Below are 22,200 nucleotides of genomic sequence, written 5' to 3' on the forward strand. Positions count from 1 at the left end.
TTTAATGCGAGATCTAAAAGAGAATAATTCGCATTACATTATTGTCAGATCCAAGTGAGGTTTTCATGTTCCGATACACCCATTTGTCACTTGCCGTCGCCGTGGCTCTTGTCAGCGCTTCGGGCGCGCCGATAGCCTCCGCCCAGGGACAGGGCGAACCGGAAATGCTGAATGCGCTGAACGTAACCGCCACCCGCAGCGGCACGAAAACCGATACCCCGGTGATTGAATCCCCTCAGTCGGTCTCCGTCATTGATCGCGAAGACTGGGAAGAGAAAGGTGCCCGGAGTGTCCAGCGTGCTGCCAGCTACACACCGGGGGTAGGCACCAATCAGGTGGGTTCGTCCAACCGGTACGACTACCTCATTCTTCGCGGCTTTTCCGATGGCAGCATCAACAACACCTATCTTGACGGTCTGCGGGTGATGAACGATGGCGGGTCCTACAGCTCCTTTGCCATCGACCCCTGGTTCCTTGAGCGTATCGAGATCGTCAAGGGCCCGACTTCGGTCCTCTATGGGCAGGGGTCCCCGGGCGGGATTGTTGCGCTGACCAGTAAACGGCCGGAGTTCCGGGATTCCGGTGAGATCCGGGTCAGCCTGGGTAACAACGCCCAGCGCAGCTTTGCCTTTGATGTTACGGGCCCGGTGGATGACCGGCAGCGGGTGGCCTATCGCCTGACCGGCCTTGCGTCTGCCTCGGATGCCCAACAGGATACGGTGGAGCAGGAACGCCGTGCCATTGCCCCCTCACTGACCTGGGATGTGACGGACGATACCAGTCTCACACTATTGGCCTATCTCCAGCGAGACCCGGAAGGTGGTTACCACAGCGGCTTGCCCTACGAGGGCACGGTAGAGCCCCGCAATGGACGGAAAATCGATAATACCTTCTTCGAGGGCGAGCCGGATTACGACTTGTTCCGCCGCGACATGACCATGGTGGGTTACGATCTGGAGCATCGCATCAACAACAATTGGTCCGCGCTTCAGAAGGCCCGCTATCTGGACTCGGACGTAGAGCTGAAACAGGTCTACGCGTTCGGCTGGGCGTCGGACACCGAGCTTAACCGCTTTTACTCCGGTGGCGATGAGGACCTGCAGGCGGCGACCATCGACAATCAGGTTCAGGGCGAACTGACCACCGGGGCGGTAAATCACACTGTGCTTGTCGGGTTAGACTATCAGCAGCGCGAAAACGATGTGGTGTGGCCCTCAGGCGCCTTTCCGGCCATTGATGCTTTCGACCCGGAATACGGGGCCGAACCCTCCGCCCTGTATCCTCCGCAACGCAATCTCCGCAAGCAGAAGCAAACCGGCCTCTACCTGCAGGACCAACTGGCTTTCGGTGGCTGGCGAATGACACTGGGTGGCCGGCATGACTGGGTGGAGATCGAGAACACCAATCGCGACACGGGCGCCGAGACAGAGTTGGACGAGACCCGGCTTAGCGGTCGGGCCGGGCTGCTGTACCTGTTCGACAACGGTATTGCACCTTATGTGTCCTACTCCACGTCGTTTTCTCCCAGTGCCTTTACCGATCAGAACGGTGACCTGCTTGAACCCAGTGAAGGCAAACAGATTGAAACCGGGCTGAGGTACCAGCCGGTGGGGACCACGGACCTGTACACGCTTTCGCTGTTCCGCATCAATCAGGAAGACCTTGCCGCCAAACTGCCCCAGGAAAACTTCTACCGCAGCATTGGTGAAATCGAGTCACAGGGCGTGGAGCTGGAGGCCAGGGCGCAGTTGACCGACAACCTGAATGTCCAGGCCGGTTACGCCTACACTGATGTGACGTTCGAGAGATCCGAGGCCTACCGGGAGGGTAAGAGTGCCAGCCAGGTACCGGAACACCAGTTGACCCTGTGGACGGACTACCGGTTTTCCAGCGGTGTGCTGAACGGTGCCGATGTCGGGCTGGGCGTCCGCCACATCGCGGACATCTACGCCGATGATGCAAATACCAAAAAAGTGCCGGACTACACCCTGGTGGATCTGGCCCTCGGCTACGATTTCAGCAAACTTGGTCTGAAGGGTGTGTCCACCAGGGTTACGGTAAACAACCTGCTGGACAAGGAATACGTGGCATCGTGCTACAACAGCCTGGAGTTCTGCTATTTTGGTGCGGAGCGGAACGTGACGGCGTCTGTTTCCTATCGGTTCTGATCATTGGCTCCGACGGTCAGGGATATCTTGGTCATGTCGTGCTGCAGCTTTTTAAGGAGGTGCAGCAGGCTGACCCCGTCATCGAAGCTCATGCCCTGCAGTGCCTGTTGATAGAAATTATCAATGGGGCGCTGCAGGTTATTCCAGTAAACCCGGCCGCTGTCGGTCAGTTTCACCAGCCGGGCACGGCCGTCGCTGGGGTCAGGTACCCGCACTACATGGCCATCCCGCTCCATGCGCTTGAGTACCCCGTCCAGGTTCTGGCGGCTGACGTACAGGTATTCCTTGAGCTGGTTGAACGACGTGCCGTCCTCAAAGCCTTCACGGGACAGAGCCCCCAGCACCGCCCACTGCACGGCACTGATGCCCATTTCATTCTGAACCTGCCGCTGCAGGATGTTTCCGGTCTGGAACAGACGGAAGAAGAGCCGGTTCGGAATGCCTCCGGATTCGTTGACGATCATGTGTGCTCCTGTCTCAGCACCCCGAATCGCGGAGGACAGGGGGCGCATCACCTCGGTAGGTACTCGCGTGCGATAATATTCTTCATGATCTGCGCGGTGCCGTCACCTATTTGCAGACCCATGACATCACGCAGGCGTTGGGCAAAGGGCAGATCCTCGCCATAACCGGTGTGGCCGTGGGCAAGCAGACACTGTTTGACCACGTCGAACGCCAGCTTGGGCCCCCACCACTTGTTCATTGCCGCTTCCGCGTTGTGGGGCAGGTTGTTGTCCTTGAGCCAGAGCGCATGGTAGCACTGCAAGCGCGCGGCATGAACGTAGGTCTGGTATTCCGCCAGTGGATGGGTCAATCCCTGGAACGCGGACAGGTTCTGGCCGAAGGCGGTTCGCTCAGTCAGCCATTGCCAGGTTTCATTCAGGGATTGCTGGGCCACTGCCAGGCACTGCAGGCCGATCAGGGCGCGGCTGTAGTCGAAGCCCTGCATGACCTGTTTGAAGCCTTTACCCTCGTCGCCCATTATGTTGACGGCGGGCACTTCCACGTTATCGAAGAAAATCGAGCCGCGACCGATAGCACGCTGGCCGTTGTCCTCAAAACGGGTAGTGGTTAGGCCCGGGCTGTCCATGGGCACCAGGAACGCGCTGATACCGGAGGCCCGTTGTTCCACCGTGCCGGTACGGGCAAAGACCACTGCCACGTCGGCCTGGTCGGCCATGGAGATGGAGGTTTTCTCGCCGTTGAGTACGTATACTTCGCCCTTCTTCTCTGCTTTCAGGCGCAGATTGGCGGCGTCGGAACCGCCGTGGGGTTCGGTTAGGGCGATACAGGCAACCTTCTGGCCGGTGGTCATGCCATGTAGCCATTCCTGTGCCAGGTCCGGCGCGGCGTGGCTGGCGATAATCTGGCCGTTCAGGGAGGTCAGCAGCGGAATGTAGCCAACGTTGAAATCCCCTTTGGAGATTTCCTCGATGATCAGGCCACTGGTAACACAGTCCATACCGCTACCGCCGAATTCTTCCGGCAGTTCGCCACCGAGCAGGCCCATTTCGCCGAGCTGGCGGATGACATCCTTTTCAATAACCCCTTCCTGATCCCGCTCGCGGTAGCCCGGAGCCAGCACCTCGGCGCTGAAGCGGGCCACAACGTCGCGAATTGCGTTCTGTTCTTCATTGAATCCGAAATTCATGGTGTTCTCCGGGCGTTGTCTGTGACCCGGTGGCATGGGCCCCCGGGTCGATCCGCTTACTTGTAGAATTTCCGGAAGTCCGGTTTGCGCTTTTCCTTGAAGGCGTTGACGCCTTCCTTCGACTCCTCGGTGTCGTAGTACAGACTCAGGGCCTGCATCCCAAGGGCGCCAATGCCGGCAATGTTATCGCTGTCGGCATTGAACGAGCGCTTGGCGATAGTGAGAGCGGTGGGGCTCTTCTCCAGGATTTCCTCGCACCACTTCTGCACTTCTTCATCCAACTGCTCCGGTGGCACCACGGCGTTGACCAGGCCCCAATCCAGTGCCTGCTGTGCACTGTACTTGCGGCACAGGTACCAGATTTCCCGGGCGCGCTTCTCACCGACAACCCGCGCCAGGTAAGCGGTACCGAAGCCAGGGTCCACCGAGCCGACTTTCGGGCCGACCTGGCCGAAGATAGCGGTTTCCGAGGCAATGCTAAGATCACAGATCACATGCAGCACGTGGCCGCCGCCGATGGCGAAGCCATTGACCCGGGCGATCACCGGTTTGGGCACTTCGCGGATGGTGCGCTGCAGTTCTTCCACCGGCAGGCCGATCAGGCCGCGGCCGTCGTACTGGCCTTCGTGGGCGCCCTGGTCACCGCCGGTGCAGAAGGCTTTTTCACCAGCGCCAGTGAACACGATGACGCCGATGTCCTTGTTCCAGCCGGCGCGGTTGAAGGCGTCCAGCAGCTCCATGCAGGTCTGGCCGCGGAAGGCGTTGTAACGGTCCGGACGGTTGATGGTGATGGTGGCGACGCCGTTGTTTTCGTCGTACAGGATGTCTTCGTAATTCATGGTCTGTTCTCCTTGATCGTATAGGTCGTGGCTTAGCCGGCCATGGTCAGGCCACCGGACACACTGATCACCTGGCCGGTGATAAAATTGGCATCATCACTGGCGAGCAGGGCGATGACGCCGGGGTAGTCTTCGGGTTGGGCCAGGCGCTTCATGGGCACCGCGTTGCGGAAGGCTTCCAGCAGTTTCTCCGGATTTGGGGCGCTCTCCGCCACGCCCTTGAGCAGTGCGGTGTCGGTGGGACCGGGGCAGACCACATTCAGGCACACGTTCTTGGTGGCCAGTTCCCGGGCCACGGTCTTGCTGAAGCCCACCAGCCCGGCCTTGCAGGCGGCGTAGACGGACTCGCCGGAGGAGCCTACCCGGGCGGCATCGGAGGCAATGTTGATGACCTTGCCGCCACCGGCGGCAATCATCTTCGGCAGTACGACATGATGCATGTTCAGCGCACCGGTGAGATTCACTGCAATCAGCTGGTCCCAGAGTTTGGGCTCGGTTTTCAGAAACGGCATGAAGCGGTCGAAGCCGGCGTTATTCACCAGCACCGTGGGCACGCCCAGGTCGTTCTCGATGGCCGACACCGTCTCGGTAATGGCGGCATAATCGGTGATGTCCGCGGCATAGGCTTTGGCCGTGCCACCGGCTTCGGTGATCAGATCCACCGTGGCCCGGGCCGTTGCTTCGTCACGGTCCAGAACCGCAACCAGGCTGCCTTCTTCGGCAAAGCGCAGGGATACGGCGCGACCGATGCCGCCGCCACCACCGGTAACGATGACTGTTTTTCCGCTAAGGCCTTTCATGGGTCGTTCTCCTGTTGCTCAGAGTAATCGGTGAGGTCAAGGGCGTTTTGCCGGTTCCAGGCGCACTTCTTTCGCCTGTTCACGCAGTTTGAATTTCTGGATCTTGCCGGACGCCGTGCGGGGCATGGCTTCGATCACCTCCAGGTATTCCGGCAGATAGCTCTTGGAAAGCTGCTGGTCGATCAGGTAGGTCTTGAGCTCATCAAGGGTCACGTCGGTGGCGTTCTCGTCGAGGGTGACGTAGGCACAAAGACGCTCACCCAGACGCTCGTCCGGACAACCCACCAAAGCGACATCGGCAATGGCGGGGAACTTGTAGAGCAGGTTCTCCACTTCAACCACAGGGATGTTTTCGCCGCCACGGATCACCACGTCCTTGGTACGGCCGGTGATGCGGATGTAGCCGTCCTTGTCCATGCGGGCCAGGTCGCCGGTGGCGAACCAGCCGTCGTCATCCACGCCGTAGATTTCCGGGCGCTTGAGATAGCCAACGAACAGGCTGGCGCCGCGCACTAACAAGTTGCCCTCTTCGCCGGCGGGCAGTTCGTTGCCCTTGAAGTCGGTGATCCGCAGTTCCATGTAGGGCAGCGCTTTACCATCAGACTGGCTGGCGCGCTCTGTCGGGTCTTCCGGGCAGGTCATGGTAACGGCGCCGTTCTCGGTCATGCCCCAGGCAGAGACGATTTTGGCGTTCAGGGTCTGGCTGGCCTGTTCGACCACGGCAGTAGGAATCGGCGCGCCAGCGGAGACAAAGATCCGCAGGGACTCCAGTTCGCCCTCATGTCTGGGCGCGGTTTTCACCAGATCTGCCAGGAAAGGTGTGGAGGCCATGGTGAAGGCCGGCTTCTCGGCGGCAATTACCTTGCAGACATAGTCGGCATCCCAGATGTCCTGAAGCACCACGGTGGTACCCAGGTAGAACGGCATCATGACGCCATAAAGGAACCCGGTTTGGTGGGCCAAGGGGGAAGCCATCAAAATCGTGTCTTCGGAGGTCAGATGCAATCGGTCAGCATAAGGCCGCACATTGGAGAACAGGGTGTTGGAGGTGTGCATGACCCCCTTGGGCTCGCCAGTGGTGCCCGAGGTGTAGAGAATCTGGATCACCTCGTCGGAGCTGGGCCTACGCTCGGAAAACAGTGCCGCGGTCTCGTTTTGTTCTTCCCATGGCGTGTCCAGCAGGTACCGTTCGAAACTGCGTTCCCCCTCACCACCGATCACCAGAACAGTCTCCAGTTTCGGTAGTTCGGAGCGAATGTCCTCCACCATGGCCTCGTAATCGAAGTTGCGGAACACCTTGGGAATCACCAGCAGTTTGGCTTCGCCGTGGCTGAGCATGAAGCGCAACTCGCGCTCCCGGAAGATCGGCATCAGCGGATTCAGGATGGCGCCGATGCGCATGCAGGCCAGATGCAGGGCCGTGGTTTGCCACCAGTTCGGCAACTGGCAGGCCACCACGTCGCCTTTGTCGATACCCAGGCCGGCCAGACCGGCTGCCATGCGGGTAACGGTGCTATTGAGTTCACGGTAAGTCAGCGCGGTTCGGGTGTCGCCGGTTACCTGGTAGCTAACAATAGCCGCCCGGTCCGGGCTTTTGGCTACAGCCTGATCAAGATAATCGGTGATGAGTCGATCGTTCCATGCGCCGCTTTCCAGCATGGCGGCACGGCGTTCCGGATTGAGAGTGATGCCTGTATCCATCTGATCCACCTGTTGCGTCCGGTTTGTTGTTGTTGGGTGACCTGACCACAAATGCAGGTCATTGCCTTGTCAGTTTCAACATACGCCTCATCAAAACAATGTGTCAATATGTTGCTTTAAAGTATATGCAGAGTAGGGTTGTAAATTCGGAGTTATCACCGATATGCGCACCATGAAGCAGTAATAAGAAATCAGCTTTTAGTAGAGGTAGTTATTTATTAAAGCAACATGTTGCCTTAAAAGCCTGAGGCGGCACCGGTGATAATCAAGTTCGGCACCCGGGCCGAGCGGCATGGCGACCATTACCTAATCACCCACGACGTCCACGCCCTGATTCTGGGCCGTGCCCAGAGGGGTATTCAGGTCTTCTTCTGATTCTGTTTGTGTCTTTTTTTCACAAAGCGACCGCATTGTGTCGGGAATCGGTTAAAATGCGGTCGCTCTTACGGCATGAATTAAGTAATATTACGCAAATTAATGTCGTGGCTGGGGCCTCGCCGCCTTCTTTTTGTTATTAAGACCAAATGCGGTCAAAAAACGTACTTTCGGACCATTTCCCCGGTACATAAATATCAAGGAAGATGCGGGCGTTCCGCCACACAATACCAACTAACCGTTCACTCAGAAGACTCCTGCAATGCCCGCTACCGTGCTCTCCGGCTTTACCCACAATTTCCTGGGTAACGCACCCACCTGGTACAAACAGGTCATTATTCTTTTCCTGATTGCCAACCCGCTGATTGTCTGGACCCTGGGGCCTGCTGTGGCCGGCTGGGTGCTGGTGGGGGAATTTATTTTTACGCTCGCCATGGCCCTGAAATGCTATCCGCTGCTGCCAGGGGGGTTGCTGGCAATAGAGGCCCTTTTAGTGGGCATGACCACCGCAGATGCGGTGTATCACGAAGTTCTGGTGAACTTCCCGGTTATCCTGCTGCTGATGTTCATGGTGGCCGGCATCTACTTCATGAAAGAACTGCTGCTGGTGACCTTCACACAGATTCTGGTGGGCGTGCGTTCGAAATCGGCCCTGTCCCTGTTGTTCTGTGCAGCCGCAGCGCTGCTTTCGGCCTTTCTGGATGCACTGACTGTCACGGCGGTGATCATCAGCGTTGCCGTGGGCTTCTATTCGGTCTACCACAAGGTGGCATCGGGCAAGGGTTATCAACAAAGCGACCACAACGCCAACAGCGATGAGCAGGTGATTGAGCTGCACCGGGACGACCTGGACAAATTCCGGGCCTTCCTGCGCAGCCTGCTGATGCACGGTGCTATTGGTACCGCGTTGGGCGGGGTGGCAACCATGGTGGGTGAGCCCCAGAACCTGCTGATTGCCAAGGTGGTGGGCTGGGATTTTGCGAGCTTTTTTCTGCACATGGCCCCGGTAAGCCTGCCGGTACTGGCTGCGGGCCTGACCACCTGCTGGTTGCTGGAAAAGCTGCGCTGGTTCGGCTATGGCGCCCGCCTGCCGAAACCGGTGCGCCAGGTTCTGGAGGAGTTTGCCGATAACGAACGCACCAAACGGACCAAGGCGGACCAGGCTGCCCTATGGGTGCAAGCGATGGCAGCGTTGGTTCTGGTTATCGGCCTGGCGTTTCACCTGGCTGAGGTCGGGCTGATTGGTCTGCTGGTGATCATCCTCATCACCTCGTTTACCGGCGTTACAGACGAGCACCAGATTGGCAAAGCGTTCCAGGAATCCCTGCCGTTTACCTCACTGCTGGTGGTGTTCTTTGCCATTGTTGCCGTCATTCACGAACAACACCTGTTCAAGCCGATCATTGATTTTGTGCTCAGCCTGCCCAAGGATCAGCAGCCGGGCATGTTCTTTATTGCCAACGGGCTGCTGTCGATGATCAGCGACAACGTCTTCGTCGCCACCGTTTACATCAGTGAAATCAAGCAAGCACTGGATGCCGGCAGTATCGACTATGAGCATTTCCAGGAACTGGCCATCGCCATCAACACGGGCACCAACCTGCCCAGTGTCGCCACGCCCAACGGTCAGGCGGCATTCCTGTTTCTGCTGACCTCCGCCATTGCCCCGCTGGTGCGGCTGTCCTACGGTCGGATGGTGGTCATGGCGTTTCCCTACACCATTGTGATGGGTACTGTCGGTCTGTTCAGCGTGATCAACCTGGTGTAAAACCGTCAGCGATTGGTGCTGCCCGTAATAGTTGTCTCTCGGGCAGTGCATTCCCGGGCAGGTCTGTTACTCTTTTTACAACGGTAAAAAGACAACGGCCAGTGGCACCAATGACAATGACAGCCAGAATTCGGACCAGGTTCTCCAGTGGTTTCCTGTACGGTAGGACGGGTAGGGTTACCCGTCAGTCAGCATTGCCACTGATCGTATGTCTTTGCCTCACCATTCTTAACAGCCCAGTTCATGCCCAGCCAGCTCGCGATACCCTGGTGGTGGGCTATGTGGATGTGCCGCCCCTGGCCTATGAGGGGCCCGACGGTCGGGCCGAAGGTGTGTTTATCGATCTGACCCGCCGTGTGGCAGAAGAAGCCGGGTACGATCTGAATTTCCGGTATCTTCCGGTGAGTCGCGCCTATTATTACCTGCGCACGGGGGGTATCGATATATGGCCCGGGGTTACCGACGTGCCTGCCCTCGAAGGGGAAGTGCTGGAGAGTTTTGTCAGCCCGCTGCCGTTCCAGCTCAGTGCCTGGGGTATGGCGAAGATGCCACCGGTATTGCACTTCGATGACCTGAAAGACAGAACCCTGATACTTATCGCCGGTTATACCTACGGTGGCCTGGCCGAACGTCTGGCAAACATACCAGGTATATCGATAACGGAAGCTCCCAATCACCAGGCGGCCGTCGCGATGCTGAACCGGGGCCGTGGCGACTATCTGCTGGACTACCAGGACCCGATAAAGGTTGTCCTGGAGGAGTTCCCGGTTCGCGGTATTCGCGAGTATCCCGTGCGCACCCGCAATGCCGCCTGGGTGTTTTCGCTGGCTAATCCGGGAAGCGCCCAGTTGCGGGAGGAATTTGATGATGCCTACCTCCGCCTTGCCGAGCGCGGTGAGGTTCCGGAACCGAGGGTAATCAGTGACGGATTTCAGCTTCCTGGACTGGCCGACCTGCTTTAGGGCCTGATCAGCTGGATATCGCCGTACCAGGCAGTGGCGGATTCCCCGGTATTGTCGGAATCCGACATAATGGCGACGCCCGCCAGTTTTGGTGGTTTGCGGCCAAAGGCTTCTTTGTAATCCGCTACGATATCCCGTTCCACAGTGACCCACTCGCCGACCCTTTGCGACCCGGAATTCACCGCGACCATCACTGTTGTCTCGGTAAAGGGGTTGGCCACGATATCTCCCTTTGGTAGCCGGTTTGCCCAGATATAATTCAGGGCGTTGCCGGGCAGTTCCTCACCGAAGACCACTTCCACCGTTTTGCGCCTGGCGCGCTCAAAAAAACCGGCTTCTTCGGGCTCGAATTCGAACGCGATGTATATCCGGGCCGGGTAGTCATCGCCGTTCTTTTTGCGGGCGTCGCCCTGCTCGAACACATTTGAGACCTTCCAGCGCCAGCGCAGGGTCAGCGACTCTCCGGGTTCCACTGACACCCGGGCGATGAGTCCAGAGGCACTGTTGTCGGTAGTAGCCTCGACAACCTGTTCGCCGTCGTCTTCCACCAGCCGGTAGCGGCTGTAGCGTTCAATTTTCGGAAACTCCAGCGGCTCCCAGCCATCCTCCAGGGACGTCATAGTGGAGAACGCTTTTATCAATGAACGGTTGTCACCACTGTCTGCCAGCACCTGTGCGATGGACATGGACAGGATCAGGCCCGCCGTTATGTAGCTCAGTACGTGCTTCATGACGCTCTCCGGTGGTTCCGGTTACTGACCTGCAACCGGGGAAAAAGTGCCTTGTTGCTCTCGGTCTTACTGTATATAGTGTTCATATCCTTGGTTAGGTACCAAATATGGTGATTATTGGTTAATCAGGCATTAACCGTTATCTCATGTCCTCCCCCCGTGAGAATGAGGGGTAGTGATAATAATGGTACCGGGAATCCGGTGAGAATCCGGAACTGACGCGCAGCGGTATTGGGGAACAAGCGTGGCATCAAGACACTGGTTAACACCGGGAAGTCGCTACGCAAGGCCGAACCAGATGGTTCACGCCCCTGAGTCCGAAGACCTGCCAGGGAGACAACTGCACCTTCGCGTACAAGGTGAGCAGAGTCGACAAACCATAGGTTTCCCCAGCAGGTCGGATTAGGCAAAGCCGTAATCCGACCTGCGGTGCCGCGTGAACCTGCGGTGATACCTCCGATTCTCTCTGCCTGCGCGAAGGACACAGACACAACGCGTATTCAGGAGAAACGACATGTCCACCGCCACCCTGGCCGAGCCTGGCCAATCCGCTACACCCAGCACTACCTCGCTGCAGGTTATTAAACGCAACGGCACCCTGGTTGGATTTGATTCCGCAAAGATCAGTGTAGCCGTCACCAAGGCGTTCCTTGCCGTGGAAGGCGACGCCGCCGCCGGTTCCGCCCGCATTCACGATGCTGTGGAAGGGGTTACCCGGCAGGTTATCCAGGCCATCAGCCGTCGCCTGAAAGCTGGAGGCAAGGTACACATCGAAGATATCCAGGATCAGGTCGAACTGGCTTTGATGCGGGCGGAGGAGCAGAAGGTCGCCCGCGCCTATGTGCTCTATCGCGAGGCTCACGCCCAGGAGCGTGCCAGTCTGGCACCGGTTGAAGCCCACCCTACGCTGACGGTAAGGAAAGCCAATGGCGAGATTGCCCCGCTCGACCTTGGCACGATGAAAGTCCAGGTGGAGCACGCCAGCCGTGGGCTGGAGGGCATCGACGGTGACTCGCTGGTCGAAGCGGCGCTGAAAAACCTTTACGACGGTATCGCCGAGGGAGAAGTGCTGTCCGCATTAATCATGACCGCCCGCGGCCGCATTGAGCAGGAACCGGATTACAGTGCTGTGACGGCTCGCCTTCTACTAGAGCAACTGCGCCTGGAAACGGCGATGGCTCTGGAGCTGCCCGTCAGTCTTCCGCTTGCCGAAGTCTATCCTCTGGCACTGAGCGCCTTTATTGAACGGGGTAGTGCCTGCGACCTGCTGGATGAGGCCATGGCGGCTTTTGATCTGGAGCGCCTGGGCGCTGCCCTCAAGCCGGAGCGCGACTACCAGTTCGGCTTCCTGGGCCTGCAGACCCTCTACGACCGTTACTTCGTAAACTGGAAAGGCGACCGCCTGGAATTGCCACAGGTGTTCTTCATGCGCGTGGCCATGGGCCTGGCCCTGAAGGAAGACGACCCCAATGCCCGGGCCATCGAGTTCTATGAGCTGATGTCGTCCTTTGACTACATGGCCTCCACGCCAACCCTGTTTAACAGCGGCACACAGCACTCCCAGCTGTCCTCCTGTTACCTCACCACCGTGCAGGACGACCTCGAAGATATCTACGGAGCCATCCGCGATAACGCCATGCTTTCCAAATGGGCTGGCGGCCTGGGTAACGACTGGACACCGGTGCGGGCACTGGGCGCTCACATCAAGGGCACCAACGGCAGCAGCCAGGGCGTGGTGCCCTTCCTGAAAGTGGTCAATGATACCGCAGTGGCAGTGAACCAGGGCGGCAAGCGCAAAGGTGCGGTATGCGCCTATCTGGAGAGCTGGCACCTGGATATCGAGGAATTCCTGGAATTGCGCAAGAACACCGGCGATGAGCGCCGCCGTACCCACGACATGAACACCGCCAACTGGGTGCCGGACCTGCTGATCGAGCGGATGCGAGACGACAGGGAGTGGACCCTGTTCTCCCCCAACGACGTACCGGATCTTCACGACCTGTATGGCAACGCCTTCCGTGAACGTTACGAGCACTACGAAGCGCTGGCGGAGCAGGGACGGATCAAGCTGTTCAAGACCCTTCCCGCCAAACAGCTCTGGCGCAAGATGCTCACCGTTCTCTTCGAAACCGGGCACCCCTGGATCACCTTCAAGGACCCCTGCAACCTGCGCTCACCCCAGCAGCACCGGGGCGTGGTGCACAGCTCCAACCTGTGTACGGAAATCACCCTGAATACCAGCGAGGACGAAATCGCCGTGTGCAACCTGGGCTCCATCAACCTCGCAGCCCATATCCGTGATGGCGAGCTGGACGTTCAGCGCCTGGAACGCACGGTGAAAACAGCACTGCGCATGCTCGACAACGTGGTCGACATCAACTATTACGCCGTCCCCCAGGCGAAGAACTCCAATTTCAAACACCGCCCGGTTGGCCTGGGACTGATGGGGTTCCAGGACGCGCTATACCAGCTCAATCTGCCCTATACGAGCCCCGAAGCGGTGGAATTTGCCGACCTGGCCATGGAACAGGTCAGCTATTTCGCCATCCGTGCCTCCGCCACCCTGGCCGGCGAACGCGGCGCCTACGACAGTTACGAGGGCTCGTTGTGGCAACAGGGCATCCTGCCCATCGACTCCATCAACCTGCTGAAGGAAAACCGCCGCGACGGCGACCTGAGCCTCAACACCGACAGCCGCCTGGACTGGACCCCGGTACGCGAGTTGATCGCAAAGAACGGCATGCGCAACAGCAACGTCATGGCCATCGCGCCAACCGCAACCATCTCCAACATCGTGGGTGTATCCCAGTCCATCGAACCGGCATACCAGAACCTGTTCGTCAAATCGAACCTCTCCGGTGAGTTCACCGTGGTGAACCCCTCACTGGTTCGCGACCTCAAGGCCGAAGGCCTGTGGGACAACGTGATGGTCAGCGACCTCAAATATTTCGATGGCAGTGTGCAGCAGATCGACCGTATTCCGGAGGCCCTCAGGGCCCGTTATGCCACTGCCTTCGAAATTGACCCCCGGTGGCTGGTGGAAGCCGCTGCCAGGCGCCAGAAATGGCTGGATCAGGCCCAGAGCCTCAACCTCTACATGGCCGAACCCAGTGGCAGGAAACTGGATGCGCTGTACCAGCTGGCGTGGGAACGAGGCCTGAAAACCACCTATTACCTGCGTTCCCTCGGTGCCACCGGCGCTGAAAAAACCGCCCCGGTGGCGGCGCCGCAGCCGCAGGTATGCAGTATCGACGAGCCGGACTGCGAGGCTTGCCAGTAGCCGGACCAATACATTCCTTCTCCCGTGAGGGGAGAGGGGAGTTAAAGCGATTTCGATTTTGAGAGGATTTACTCATGCTCAACTGGGACGACGAACCAAACACCCAAACCCGCCTGGCCGCCTCCGAGGGACCGGCGCCCGTCAACGTCGACGACAAACGCGTGATCAACGGCGAAACCGACATAAACCAGCTGGCGCCGTTCAAGTATCCCTGGGCGTGGGAGTACTTCATGAACGCCAACAAGAACCACTGGACGCCCCTGGACGTCAACATGGCCCAGGATGTTCACGATTATCACCACCGACTGTCCGCACCGGAGAAGCACGTATACGAGAATGTACTGGCATACCTGACCACCTCCGATATCCTGGCCATGCGCAACATCGGCCTGGCGGTGATGGAAAAGATGAGCGCCCCGGAACTGCAAATCTACCAGGCCCGGCAGGTTTATGAGGAAGCCATGCACACCTGGGCCTACCAGCACTGCATTGAAACCCTTAACCTGGACCAGAGCGAAATCTACAACCGCTACCGCGTGGTGCCCGCCATCAACGGCAAGATCCAGATGGCCAACCGCCGGCTGGACGCTGCCATGCGCTCCGATATGAACCTGCGCAACAAGGACGACCTGCAGGAATTCATCATGTCCTACCTGTTCTTCGCGGCGGTGTTCGAGGGTGCCTGGTTCTACAACGGCTTCAGCCCCATCTTCGCATTGCAGCGCCGCGGCCTGATGCGGGGCACCGGCGAGCAGCTGCAGTACATACTTCGGGATGAGGCCATGCACTTCTCCTTCGGCCTGAAAGTGGTCAACCAGATCCTTGAAGAGGAAAACATCAGCCTGGATCCGGAAGCGGTAAGGGACATGTGGGACGAGTCCGAGGCTGCCGAAACCGCCTACGCCAACTACATCCTGCGGGACCCGATCCTCGGCTACTCCGCCGGGTACCACAGCGAGCAGTTCCGCTTCGTGGCTAACCGCCGTGCCAGAACCGTGGGCCTGGAGGAGCCTTTCCCGGGGGCTAAGAACGTGTCGCCTTGGCTGGATGAGCAGGCCACCATGCGTAAGGAGAAGAACTTTTTTGAAACCCGGGTGATCGAGTACCAGACCGGGGCACAACTGGAGTGGTGACGTCGAGTTAATTTACATATCACCAAGGGCGCTCAGGTATGGAGACTAGTAAGCTGTCGGTAATAGGTCAAAATTTAACCAAAGGCTCGAAACTTGCGTGATTAAGCACTCTTGAATAGTTCGCTTCCGCAGTGCGGGCTAGCAGGGAACCTATCCCGATGCGGAGGCTTGAGTGCCAGTCATCAATACGTTGCGATTGTCCTTGAACGCACTTCGGCGCCACTGGGTGGTACTGATGGTGGGCTATGTGCTGGTGTTGATGGACCCGTTCGACGTTGGTTCCACCACCAGCAAGGCGGTCACCGATGCCTTCGACCGTATGGTCTCTCCTTTCTACACTCTTGATTTAAGGGCGGATTCCACGGATCTCGTCGATGTCATTCTTATCGATGATCCGTCCATCAAGGCGCTCTCCAGCGAAAATGTTGGCTACCTGAGCGCGAACGACTGGCCACTGGCCTACAGCGATCACCTTGTACTCATTGACGCCCTGCGCCGGCAGGGTTACGGGACGGTTCTACTAGACATCACCTTTTATAGGGCCCGGCGCCTTGATGACAGCTTCAATGAATTAGTAAAGCGCCTGGACTATTTCCGTGAGCACCTGGGAGTGAACGTGATTCTCAGTGCCGGAGCGAATCCAGATGATATCGAGGACTCGATGCAGCCGCTGGTGCAGGCAGCGTCGGCGCAGGGTCTCACCGCATGGTCGGGCTATGCCGATGCGTATCCTCTCGGCCATGAATTCCCCGATGGTACCTACGTGCCGACACTGGCGGTCGCCGGTTACGCGGCATTTTGTGCGCAGACCGGCCGGCCAGGCTGCGAGAACCTGTCCGAGGCGGATAGCGCATGGCTGGTGCCAGAACCCAAAGGTATGCACCTGAACTGGGGGATGCCCGCTACACGCGTAACCGCAGCCACAGGCTGTTATGCACAAGAATTGGGTAACGCCTGGTCTGAACTGGTGTCTGTACTGTTTCGAAACATGTCTGGTGCAGAAGCTCTTGATGGTAATGCCCGTCAAACCTGTCCTCCCGCTCCCACGGCCACTCTGAGAGATGTTCTATGTACCGGGGAGAATTGCGATAAGTTCTTCGATGGAAACCGGCCCGGCGAGGGGAGAATAGCGGTGGTGGGCGTTTCACTGCCCTCCGCGAGGGACCTGTTCGACCCGCCGATACCGGGCCGGCTCCCGGGCGTGTACCTTCACGCAGAGGCGCTGCGGAACCTGCTGCACTATGGTTCGGACTATTTTAAACCCATCGGTCTTGAACTGAACCTTGGTTTTATTGGACAGCCCCAGTGGACTCTGCCTGTGGATGTTCTCGTGGCCTGGCCATTGCTGCTGTTAGGAATGGTGTTGCTGTCAAGACGCGTCCGGAAATGGCGCTGGCGAGCAGAGAACCCGCGAGAAATTCCCGAGCTGGTGCTGGAAACAGGGGAAATCCTGCTCGCTCTGGTTTTACTGATTGCGATATATGCGCTGGCAATCCAGTTCAACCGCACCCCCGGGCCGTTGGCGGAGGTGATTGGGTTGATACCGCTGTTGATCATTGTCGTTCGCAAAGAACGAAAGGAGATGGAACATGAAAAGTTACGTGCCCTTACTGATTTTGCTGGCTGTAGTAAGCAGCCAGGCCGCAGGCGACTCCCTGCAAATTGAAAAATTCCATGACCAGAATCACGCTCTTGTTACCGGGCCTGATGGCTCGCTGGTGCCGGTTGCAGAGCTTGACTTCCAACCACCTTTCACAATTACCGGCATGGAATCTGGCCAATACCTGTTCAAGGGCCCGAACGACGAAGAGTATCGCGTTTACGTGCCTGAAGTAGTTACCAGTGCCAGCGAGGAATACGTAATCGTTTGCGACCATTCGCCGATCGTTATGGCAGATGACTACGGTAGTGCCAGTGCCCGCGGCGTTGATGGGGAGTGTGAGCGATGACACGTAACCGTTTTCCTGGATTGGTTCTTTCCGCAGGATTGGTACTGGCCGGCTGCAGCAGTTCTCCCTATGAATCCGAAAAATGGTCCGAGGATGCCGAACTGCGTCAGAAGCACCTGGACGAACTGGTCGCCCGGTCAGAGCAACACGCAGCCACCGGCCGTGACCCGCGGGCCGATGCCATCTCGTTGCGAAGCGACAGTGTTGCACCACTGGTGGCCGCACCGGTCACGGCGGAACTGCAGGCGATTGCCGAAGAGCTCTCTCAAAGCTGGAGGGGCGAACCCTGCCATTGCCAGGTCCGCCTTGGACCCAGCTTCAGTTTTGGCGGCTTCACTTATCCCCATGGCACCATCGTCATCCAGGCTGGTACGCTCGAATTCCTGGATTCCCGGGATGAACTGGCTGCGCTCATGGCCCATGAGCTCTCTCACCTTTGGCTGGACCATCACGAAAAAAACAAGCTGCAGTCCGCCACAAAAGGCCTGACGGACCTGGCGCAGGCCATCTCCATATTCAGCAATGACGAGGATGCCAGGAAAACCACTATGCGCATGGGCGGGTCAACGGATGCCGTGGTGGCGGCGGCGGGTTTTACCCAGTGGAACCGGCGTCAGGAAACGGAAGCCGATCTGCTGGCGTCGAAAATACTGGAGAAATCCCGCTACAGCCCGATGGCAATGATTGCGATGCTGACCAAACTCAGGAAAGGCAAGGAAGACGTACCGGTGGCCGGCAGCGCCTACGAGGAGATGGCAGAGGTGGCGGCGAAAAAACTGAAAAAGGAAGAGACCGAGATCAGTGATAACCAGATCCAGAACTGGCTGAAGGCGGTCTCCGAGGACATGGGAGGCAGGGAATACCTGTCCTCGGAAGAGCGTCGCCAGATTGTCCGGTCAGTTATCTATGGTCTGGAGAGTGCAACTCTGGCGCGCTCATTTACCTCACTGGAGCTTGATCTGAGAACGCTGAAACCAGTGATATCACTGAAGGCCCTGCATGAACTGGAGCCTTCCAGCCCGGCTTATCATCAGCTGGTGGATCGGGCTCTAACGGAGGAACCGGCCAACCTCCACCTGCAACTGATCAAATTCCGTGCGGTGGCCAGTGTTGGCGACCGGCAACATGCCGGGCGGATGGCCGTGGCCTTCATCGAGAATCCCGACGCCACCTTCAGCGTGCTAAGTGCAGCCACCCGGTTTCTGGACCAGAACGGTACAATGGACGACGGGACGCGTAAATCGCTGATGCATAAAGCCGTCGCCAGGTTGGTTGAACTCGATCTTCCGGATGCCTACGTAGCAGATCAGTACTATCTTGCAAACCGCTACCAGGTACCTCTCCACGACAAGCTAAACGAAAAACTTTGCGTTGCCGGCACCGGCAAAAGCAACGTCCGGCAGAGGTGTGAGTTGGCCCGACAGGCGCTGGAAGGAAACCGCAGTTTTTACCAGTTACTGGCGACCGCGGAAGGTCGGCGTTGAAAGCAGCTAGGCTTGGGGGAACCTGATAACTCGCTTATAAAGGAAGGCTCAGTGCGAGCCTGGAAAGCATGGAGTTGATTGAAGGCAGCCTGTGTCCGCTGGCACCACTGCGCTTTCTGTGTGACGAGATGTTGATCAACGTAGCGCAGTGGCTGCGCGTCGCGGGCTACGATACCTCCTTACCCGCCCCGGGTTCGCCAGACAGCCAACTGGTGGAGCGCTCCCGCGCGGAGCAACGATGGCTGGTTACCGCGGATGCGGACCTGCTGGAGTTTGCCTGGGCGCCTTTCTATGTGCTGTACCTGTCGGGTCGGGATAACCAGGCCAGGCTGAAGGAACTGACTCTCCGACTGGACCTGGATTGGTGCCTGGCCCCGTTCAGCCGCTGTAAAACCTGCAATACCCCACTGCACACAGCCAGCGAGCGGGAGAAACAGCTCTTTCACCCGGGGGTGCGCGGGGTAAGCAATGATGTGGTTTGGGCGTGTGGCACCTGTCGTCAGCTTTACTGGGAGGGCAGCCACGTCCGGCGTATGCGCAACAGGCTTGAAAAAATGAACGCCTGGCGGAACAAATCCTCTTTCCAACCATCCTCCCCATGAAAGTCACCTTTCAGCAAAATGTCAGTGAACCCCTTCCGTCCATTGGGCGTGTGTATTGGAAGTACCGCGGGGAATTCTGAAAGTCGCTGCCTGACGGTGCCGCGGCGTTGAGCGAGGCCCTGGCACCTGTAACCATGAGGACCGATTGATGAAGGTGACTGACAAAACCCTGTCGGCATTTCTCGACAATGAACTGACCGAAGCGGAGAGGGAATCGGTCAGGAAGCGGCTGGCGGCAGATCCGGCGCTGGCGCACCGTTTGGCGGAACTGGCATTGGGGGATGCACAATTGCAGACCCACGATAGCGCGATTGACGATCACCCCATGCGAGTGGCAAGGACCGGGATGCTTGAAACAGAACATTCTAAAGACGGTCCATCCAAGCAGGGCAATGTGGTTACAATCCCCTGGTGGCACAGATTGAGGGGCCACGCCGGCAAGACAATTGCCGCAGCAGTGATTGCTGGGGTGGCGTTGACGCAGTGGCTGGCCCTGCCCTCCAGTGACGGCCCGGCCTGGTCAGAAGTGGCGAACGCTCTGGATCGTCAGCCCAGTGGTGTGGTTTACCAGATTGGTGAGACTGCTTCGGTGATACCCAGGCTGACATTCCGCAGCCAGAGGGACCAATGGTGTCGCCAGTACCGGCTGGAGACGACAGAGTCGGCGTCGGAACAGATTGCCTGCCGCAGCGGCGGGGGTACCTGGGAACAGGTTGCGCGGGCGGAGGCCCTACCGTTGCCTGGTCCGGATAGCTACCAGCCAGCCAGCGGCGGGAGCGTGCTTGATGAAACCCTGGACGGGATGATGGCCGGCTCGCCAATCGGGCCGGATGCCGAGCGGGCATTGCTTCAGCACCAGTGGGGAGAGCGCTAACCGCAAAGTACTTGCACTTCCCGAATACGGAGTTGTTCGCTAGTCTGACGAAGCAGAGCCATCCTGGCGGTGGCGTGTCGTTGTCGCCTGCCATAATAAACCAGGAGTGATGTCAGTGATGGACAACCTGAATCTTCGCCACCTCTACTATTTCTGGAACATTGCCCGAACCGGCTCCATTGTTCGGGCGGCGGAAAGCCTGGAGTTGACCCCCCAGACACTGAGTGGTCAGTTAGCGACCTTTGAATCCGCTCTGGGCAACGCCCTGTTCCGCCGTGCCAACCGGGCCCTGCAACTCACCGATTTCGGGCAAACCGTCTTCAGCTACGCTGACGATATGTTCCAGACCGCCCAGGCGCTGACGGATGTGCTTCGGCAGCCGCCGGAAAACAGGCCCCTGAGCCTGTCAGTGGGCATTGCCGCCTCCATTCACAAGCTGATTGCCTATCATCTGACCCAGCCCGCGTTGTCTCTTTCTCGCGAGGTACGGTTGAGCTGCCGCACCGGCGATACCACCGAACTGCTGAAGCGGCTCGGTCAGCGAGAACTGAACATTGTGCTGACGGACCGCCAGCCTGCATCGGGCGAGGCTGGCCAGTTCCGCAGTCATCGGCTGGCGAGTTCCTCCATGTCGCTGTTTGCGGCACCGGTGCTGGCGGAAACCCTGGCGGCGGATTTTCCCGCCAGCCTCGACCGGCAGCCATTTTTGGCAACCTCCCTGGACGCGCCTTACATCAGCGCCCTGATGAACTGGTTTTCCAGCCAGGCGATCCGGGTGAAAGTGGTTGCCGAAGTGGACGACAGTGCCCTGATCAAGGTATTCGGCCGGGAAGGCCTGGGTTATTTTGCGGCCCCTACTGCCATCCGGGATGAGGTCTGTCGTCAGTATCAGGTGGTGCACGTAGCCAGTATTCGGGAGGTCCGTGACACACTGTATGCGGTGACAAGGGCCCGGGGAAGCCACAACGCAGCGGTAACCGAGTTGCTGCGCGAACGCCCTGAACTGAATGACAGGATCGAAAAAAACGAACTATAAACCAGAAAAAACCATGTTCTTTTCGACTCATTTTTGGTGGAAGATGGCAAGGTGTTCCACTGAAGGAGAACCGGCCATGAAAACGATTCACAAGTTCCGTCTCGAATGCGGCAAAGAGCCCAACACGCTGAAGCTGCGCGAAGGGTACCGCGTGGTACGTTGCGAATATGTTGTCCCCCAGAAGGGTGTCTACCTGTGGGTGGAACAACCGTTGAACGTTGCCATTCCGGTTGTGGAACGGCAGTTTGTTGTGGTGTATTCAGGTGACCCTGTCCCAACCAGCTACCAGTATCTGGACACCGCACTCGACCCGTTTGGCCCGGAGGCCTATCATATTTTTGAGGTGGACGTGGCACCGGCCAGGGTGGCTGCATCACGCCAGCAGGCAAGCCCGACGCTTTTCAGGCCCGCCGCTCAACAGGTGGGAACTGCCTGACTGACACGTGTTATATCCAGGGCCCTGCGGGGCCCTTTGTTTTATCGGAGTTTCTGATTCATGCCAGACATCATAGTGATGTTCTTCCTGCTTGGAGTGATCGCGGGAACCCTTCGCTCAGACCTGACAATCCCCAAAGCCGTTTACGACATCCTCAGCCTGCTGCTGATGCTGACCATCGGTCTGAAGGGCGGTATGGCCCTGCATGGCAACCTTCACTGGGGGCTGATTACCGAAGTACTGGCAATCATGTCGTTGGGCTTTATCGTTCCGCTAGCAGCCTGTCGGACTTAACCACGCAGTGTCGAAGTGAGATAATCAATACAACAGGGGCCATAACCGGACTTCAATGATGGGACATTTTGTACTTGCTGATCGGGACACTGACTTCCTGCTTCCCCCTTCCATTCA

The 22,200-nt window shown here is 58.3% G+C and carries 19 protein-coding genes and 1 riboswitch; of the genes, 13 read left to right on the top strand and 6 right to left on the bottom strand.

Translation table 11 applies throughout. From position 1 onward, the window contains the following. Positions 1 to 65 precede the first annotated feature (65 nt). The gene (locus ABJM11_RS15870; RefSeq protein WP_348292885.1) at positions 66 to 2,168 is read left to right on the top strand and encodes a TonB-dependent siderophore receptor; all 2,103 of its coding nucleotides are present in this window, start codon (positions 66 to 68) and stop codon (positions 2,166 to 2,168) included. Here ABJM11_RS15870 and ABJM11_RS15875 read toward each other — a convergent pair. Genes ABJM11_RS15875 through ABJM11_RS15895 form a run of 5 tightly spaced genes read right to left on the bottom strand, consistent with a single transcriptional unit; the run spans position 2,156 to position 7,159 of the window. Beyond that, on the bottom strand, positions 2,156 to 2,632 hold the full coding sequence (locus tag ABJM11_RS15875) for a MarR family transcriptional regulator (RefSeq protein WP_348292888.1): 477 nt from the start codon (positions 2,630 to 2,632) through the stop codon (positions 2,156 to 2,158). The two genes, ABJM11_RS15870 and ABJM11_RS15875, sit on opposite strands and share 13 nt — an antisense overlap. Positions 2,633 to 2,679: 47 nt before the next feature. Next, positions 2,680 to 3,819, bottom strand: a complete 1,140-nt coding sequence (gene aliB, locus ABJM11_RS15880; RefSeq protein WP_348292890.1) for a cyclohexanecarboxyl-CoA dehydrogenase — start codon at positions 3,817 to 3,819, stop codon at positions 2,680 to 2,682. 56 nt (positions 3,820 to 3,875) lie between these two features. Further along, the gene (locus ABJM11_RS15885) at positions 3,876 to 4,658 is read right to left on the bottom strand and encodes an enoyl-CoA hydratase-related protein (RefSeq protein WP_348292892.1); all 783 of its coding nucleotides are present in this window, start codon (positions 4,656 to 4,658) and stop codon (positions 3,876 to 3,878) included. 32 nt (positions 4,659 to 4,690) lie between these two features. Beyond that, the gene (locus ABJM11_RS15890) at positions 4,691 to 5,458 is read right to left on the bottom strand and encodes an SDR family oxidoreductase (RefSeq protein WP_348292894.1); all 768 of its coding nucleotides are present in this window, start codon (positions 5,456 to 5,458) and stop codon (positions 4,691 to 4,693) included. A 36-nt stretch (positions 5,459 to 5,494) separates the two neighbouring features. Next, entirely contained in the window at positions 5,495 to 7,159 is a 1,665-nt protein-coding gene (locus ABJM11_RS15895; RefSeq protein ID WP_348292896.1) for an AMP-binding protein, read from the bottom strand. 637 nt (positions 7,160 to 7,796) lie between these two features. Here ABJM11_RS15895 and nhaB point away from each other — a divergent pair. Together nhaB and ABJM11_RS15905 are read left to right on the top strand one after the other, a co-directional pair. Further along, a complete protein-coding gene (nhaB, locus tag ABJM11_RS15900; protein WP_348292898.1) occupies positions 7,797 to 9,302 on the top strand; it encodes a sodium/proton antiporter NhaB in 1,506 nt (501 codons plus the stop codon). Between the two features lie 110 nt (positions 9,303 to 9,412). Beyond that, positions 9,413 to 10,264 (top strand): transporter substrate-binding domain-containing protein, encoded by an 852-nt coding sequence (locus ABJM11_RS15905; RefSeq protein WP_348461498.1) that lies wholly within the window; start codon positions 9,413 to 9,415, stop codon positions 10,262 to 10,264. Here the strand turns inward: ABJM11_RS15905 and ABJM11_RS15910 are convergent. After that, positions 10,261 to 10,950, bottom strand: a complete 690-nt coding sequence (locus ABJM11_RS15910) for a DUF3047 domain-containing protein (RefSeq protein WP_348292923.1) — start codon at positions 10,948 to 10,950, stop codon at positions 10,261 to 10,263. The two genes, ABJM11_RS15905 and ABJM11_RS15910, sit on opposite strands and share 4 nt — an antisense overlap. 201 nt (positions 10,951 to 11,151) lie before the next feature. Beyond that, a riboswitch (cobalamin riboswitch) is annotated at positions 11,152 to 11,343 on the top strand. 166 nt (positions 11,344 to 11,509) lie between these two features. On the opposite strand from ABJM11_RS15910, the gene ABJM11_RS15915 reads away from it, so the two are divergent. The 10 genes from ABJM11_RS15915 to ABJM11_RS15960 all read left to right on the top strand — a co-directional run bounded on the left by ABJM11_RS15915 (position 11,510) and on the right by ABJM11_RS15960 (position 22,083). After that, complete coding sequence (locus ABJM11_RS15915) at positions 11,510 to 14,275, top strand: ribonucleoside-diphosphate reductase subunit alpha (RefSeq protein WP_348292902.1); 2,766 nt, start codon at positions 11,510 to 11,512, stop codon at positions 14,273 to 14,275. A 74-nt stretch (positions 14,276 to 14,349) separates the two neighbouring features. Then, positions 14,350 to 15,408, top strand: coding sequence for a ribonucleotide-diphosphate reductase subunit beta (locus ABJM11_RS15920; RefSeq protein WP_348292904.1), 1,059 nt, complete (start codon positions 14,350 to 14,352; stop codon positions 15,406 to 15,408). Positions 15,409 to 15,580: 172 nt separating this feature from the next. After that, a complete protein-coding gene (locus tag ABJM11_RS15925) occupies positions 15,581 to 17,074 on the top strand; it encodes a CHASE2 domain-containing protein (protein WP_348292906.1) in 1,494 nt (497 codons plus the stop codon). Continuing rightward, positions 16,998 to 17,357: a hypothetical protein gene (locus tag ABJM11_RS15930; protein WP_348292908.1), complete on the top strand. Its 360-nt coding sequence runs from the start codon at positions 16,998 to 17,000 to the stop codon at positions 17,355 to 17,357. The genes ABJM11_RS15925 and ABJM11_RS15930 overlap by 77 nt, the downstream gene beginning before the upstream one ends. Then, positions 17,354 to 18,841, top strand: coding sequence for a M48 family metalloprotease (locus ABJM11_RS15935; RefSeq protein WP_348292910.1), 1,488 nt, complete (start codon positions 17,354 to 17,356; stop codon positions 18,839 to 18,841). The genes ABJM11_RS15930 and ABJM11_RS15935 overlap by 4 nt, the downstream gene beginning before the upstream one ends. A gap of 68 nt (positions 18,842 to 18,909) precedes the next feature. Further along, entirely contained in the window at positions 18,910 to 19,443 is a 534-nt protein-coding gene (locus ABJM11_RS15940; RefSeq protein WP_348292912.1) for a Mut7-C RNAse domain-containing protein, read from the top strand. A 148-nt stretch (positions 19,444 to 19,591) separates the two neighbouring features. Beyond that, entirely contained in the window at positions 19,592 to 20,317 is a 726-nt protein-coding gene (locus tag ABJM11_RS15945; RefSeq protein WP_348292914.1) for a hypothetical protein, read from the top strand. Positions 20,318 to 20,435: 118 nt separating this feature from the next. Beyond that, a complete protein-coding gene (locus tag ABJM11_RS15950; RefSeq protein ID WP_348292916.1) occupies positions 20,436 to 21,353 on the top strand; it encodes a LysR family transcriptional regulator in 918 nt (305 codons plus the stop codon). A gap of 76 nt (positions 21,354 to 21,429) precedes the next feature. Next, positions 21,430 to 21,789, top strand: a complete 360-nt coding sequence (locus tag ABJM11_RS15955; RefSeq protein ID WP_348292918.1) for a hypothetical protein — start codon at positions 21,430 to 21,432, stop codon at positions 21,787 to 21,789. Positions 21,790 to 21,849: 60 nt separating this feature from the next. Next, positions 21,850 to 22,083 carry a sodium-dependent bicarbonate transport family permease gene (locus ABJM11_RS15960; RefSeq protein WP_348292921.1) on the top strand — a complete coding sequence of 78 codons (234 nt, stop codon included), beginning with the start codon at positions 21,850 to 21,852 and terminating at the stop codon, positions 22,081 to 22,083. The last annotated feature ends 117 nt before the right edge of the window (positions 22,084 to 22,200 follow it).

The sequence above is a fragment of the Marinobacter sp. genome (assembly GCF_039977835.1).
GTDB lineage: Bacteria > Pseudomonadota > Gammaproteobacteria > Pseudomonadales > Oleiphilaceae > Marinobacter.

Bases quoted from the DNA above. Each gene is read 5' to 3' on its own strand.
- ABJM11_RS15890 (WP_348292894.1), bottom strand. From the start codon at position 5,458: ATGAAAGGCCTTAGCGGAAAAACAGTCATCGTTACCGGTGGTGGCGGC.
- ABJM11_RS15905 (WP_348461498.1), top strand. From the start codon at position 9,413: ATGACAATGACAGCCAGAATTCGGACCAGGTTCTCCAGTGGTTTCCTG.
- ABJM11_RS15885 (WP_348292892.1), bottom strand. From the start codon at position 4,658: ATGAATTACGAAGACATCCTGTACGACGAAAACAACGGCGTCGCCACC.
- ABJM11_RS15875 (WP_348292888.1), bottom strand. From the start codon at position 2,632: ATGATCGTCAACGAATCCGGAGGCATTCCGAACCGGCTCTTCTTCCGT.
- ABJM11_RS15960 (WP_348292921.1), top strand. From the start codon at position 21,850: ATGCCAGACATCATAGTGATGTTCTTCCTGCTTGGAGTGATCGCGGGA.
- ABJM11_RS15870 (WP_348292885.1), top strand. From the start codon at position 66: ATGTTCCGATACACCCATTTGTCACTTGCCGTCGCCGTGGCTCTTGTC.
- ABJM11_RS15950 (WP_348292916.1), top strand. From the start codon at position 20,436: ATGGACAACCTGAATCTTCGCCACCTCTACTATTTCTGGAACATTGCC.
- ABJM11_RS15910 (WP_348292923.1), bottom strand. From the start codon at position 10,950: ATGTCCATCGCACAGGTGCTGGCAGACAGTGGTGACAACCGTTCATTG.
- ABJM11_RS15930 (WP_348292908.1), top strand. From the start codon at position 16,998: ATGAAAAGTTACGTGCCCTTACTGATTTTGCTGGCTGTAGTAAGCAGC.
- ABJM11_RS15945 (WP_348292914.1), top strand. From the start codon at position 19,592: ATGAAGGTGACTGACAAAACCCTGTCGGCATTTCTCGACAATGAACTG.
- ABJM11_RS15915 (WP_348292902.1), top strand. From the start codon at position 11,510: ATGTCCACCGCCACCCTGGCCGAGCCTGGCCAATCCGCTACACCCAGC.
- ABJM11_RS15940 (WP_348292912.1), top strand. From the start codon at position 18,910: ATGGAGTTGATTGAAGGCAGCCTGTGTCCGCTGGCACCACTGCGCTTT.
- ABJM11_RS15955 (WP_348292918.1), top strand. From the start codon at position 21,430: ATGAAAACGATTCACAAGTTCCGTCTCGAATGCGGCAAAGAGCCCAAC.
- ABJM11_RS15935 (WP_348292910.1), top strand. From the start codon at position 17,354: ATGACACGTAACCGTTTTCCTGGATTGGTTCTTTCCGCAGGATTGGTA.
- ABJM11_RS15895 (WP_348292896.1), bottom strand. From the start codon at position 7,159: ATGGATACAGGCATCACTCTCAATCCGGAACGCCGTGCCGCCATGCTG.
- nhaB (WP_348292898.1), top strand. From the start codon at position 7,797: ATGCCCGCTACCGTGCTCTCCGGCTTTACCCACAATTTCCTGGGTAAC.
- ABJM11_RS15920 (WP_348292904.1), top strand. From the start codon at position 14,350: ATGCTCAACTGGGACGACGAACCAAACACCCAAACCCGCCTGGCCGCC.
- aliB (WP_348292890.1), bottom strand. From the start codon at position 3,819: ATGAATTTCGGATTCAATGAAGAACAGAACGCAATTCGCGACGTTGTG.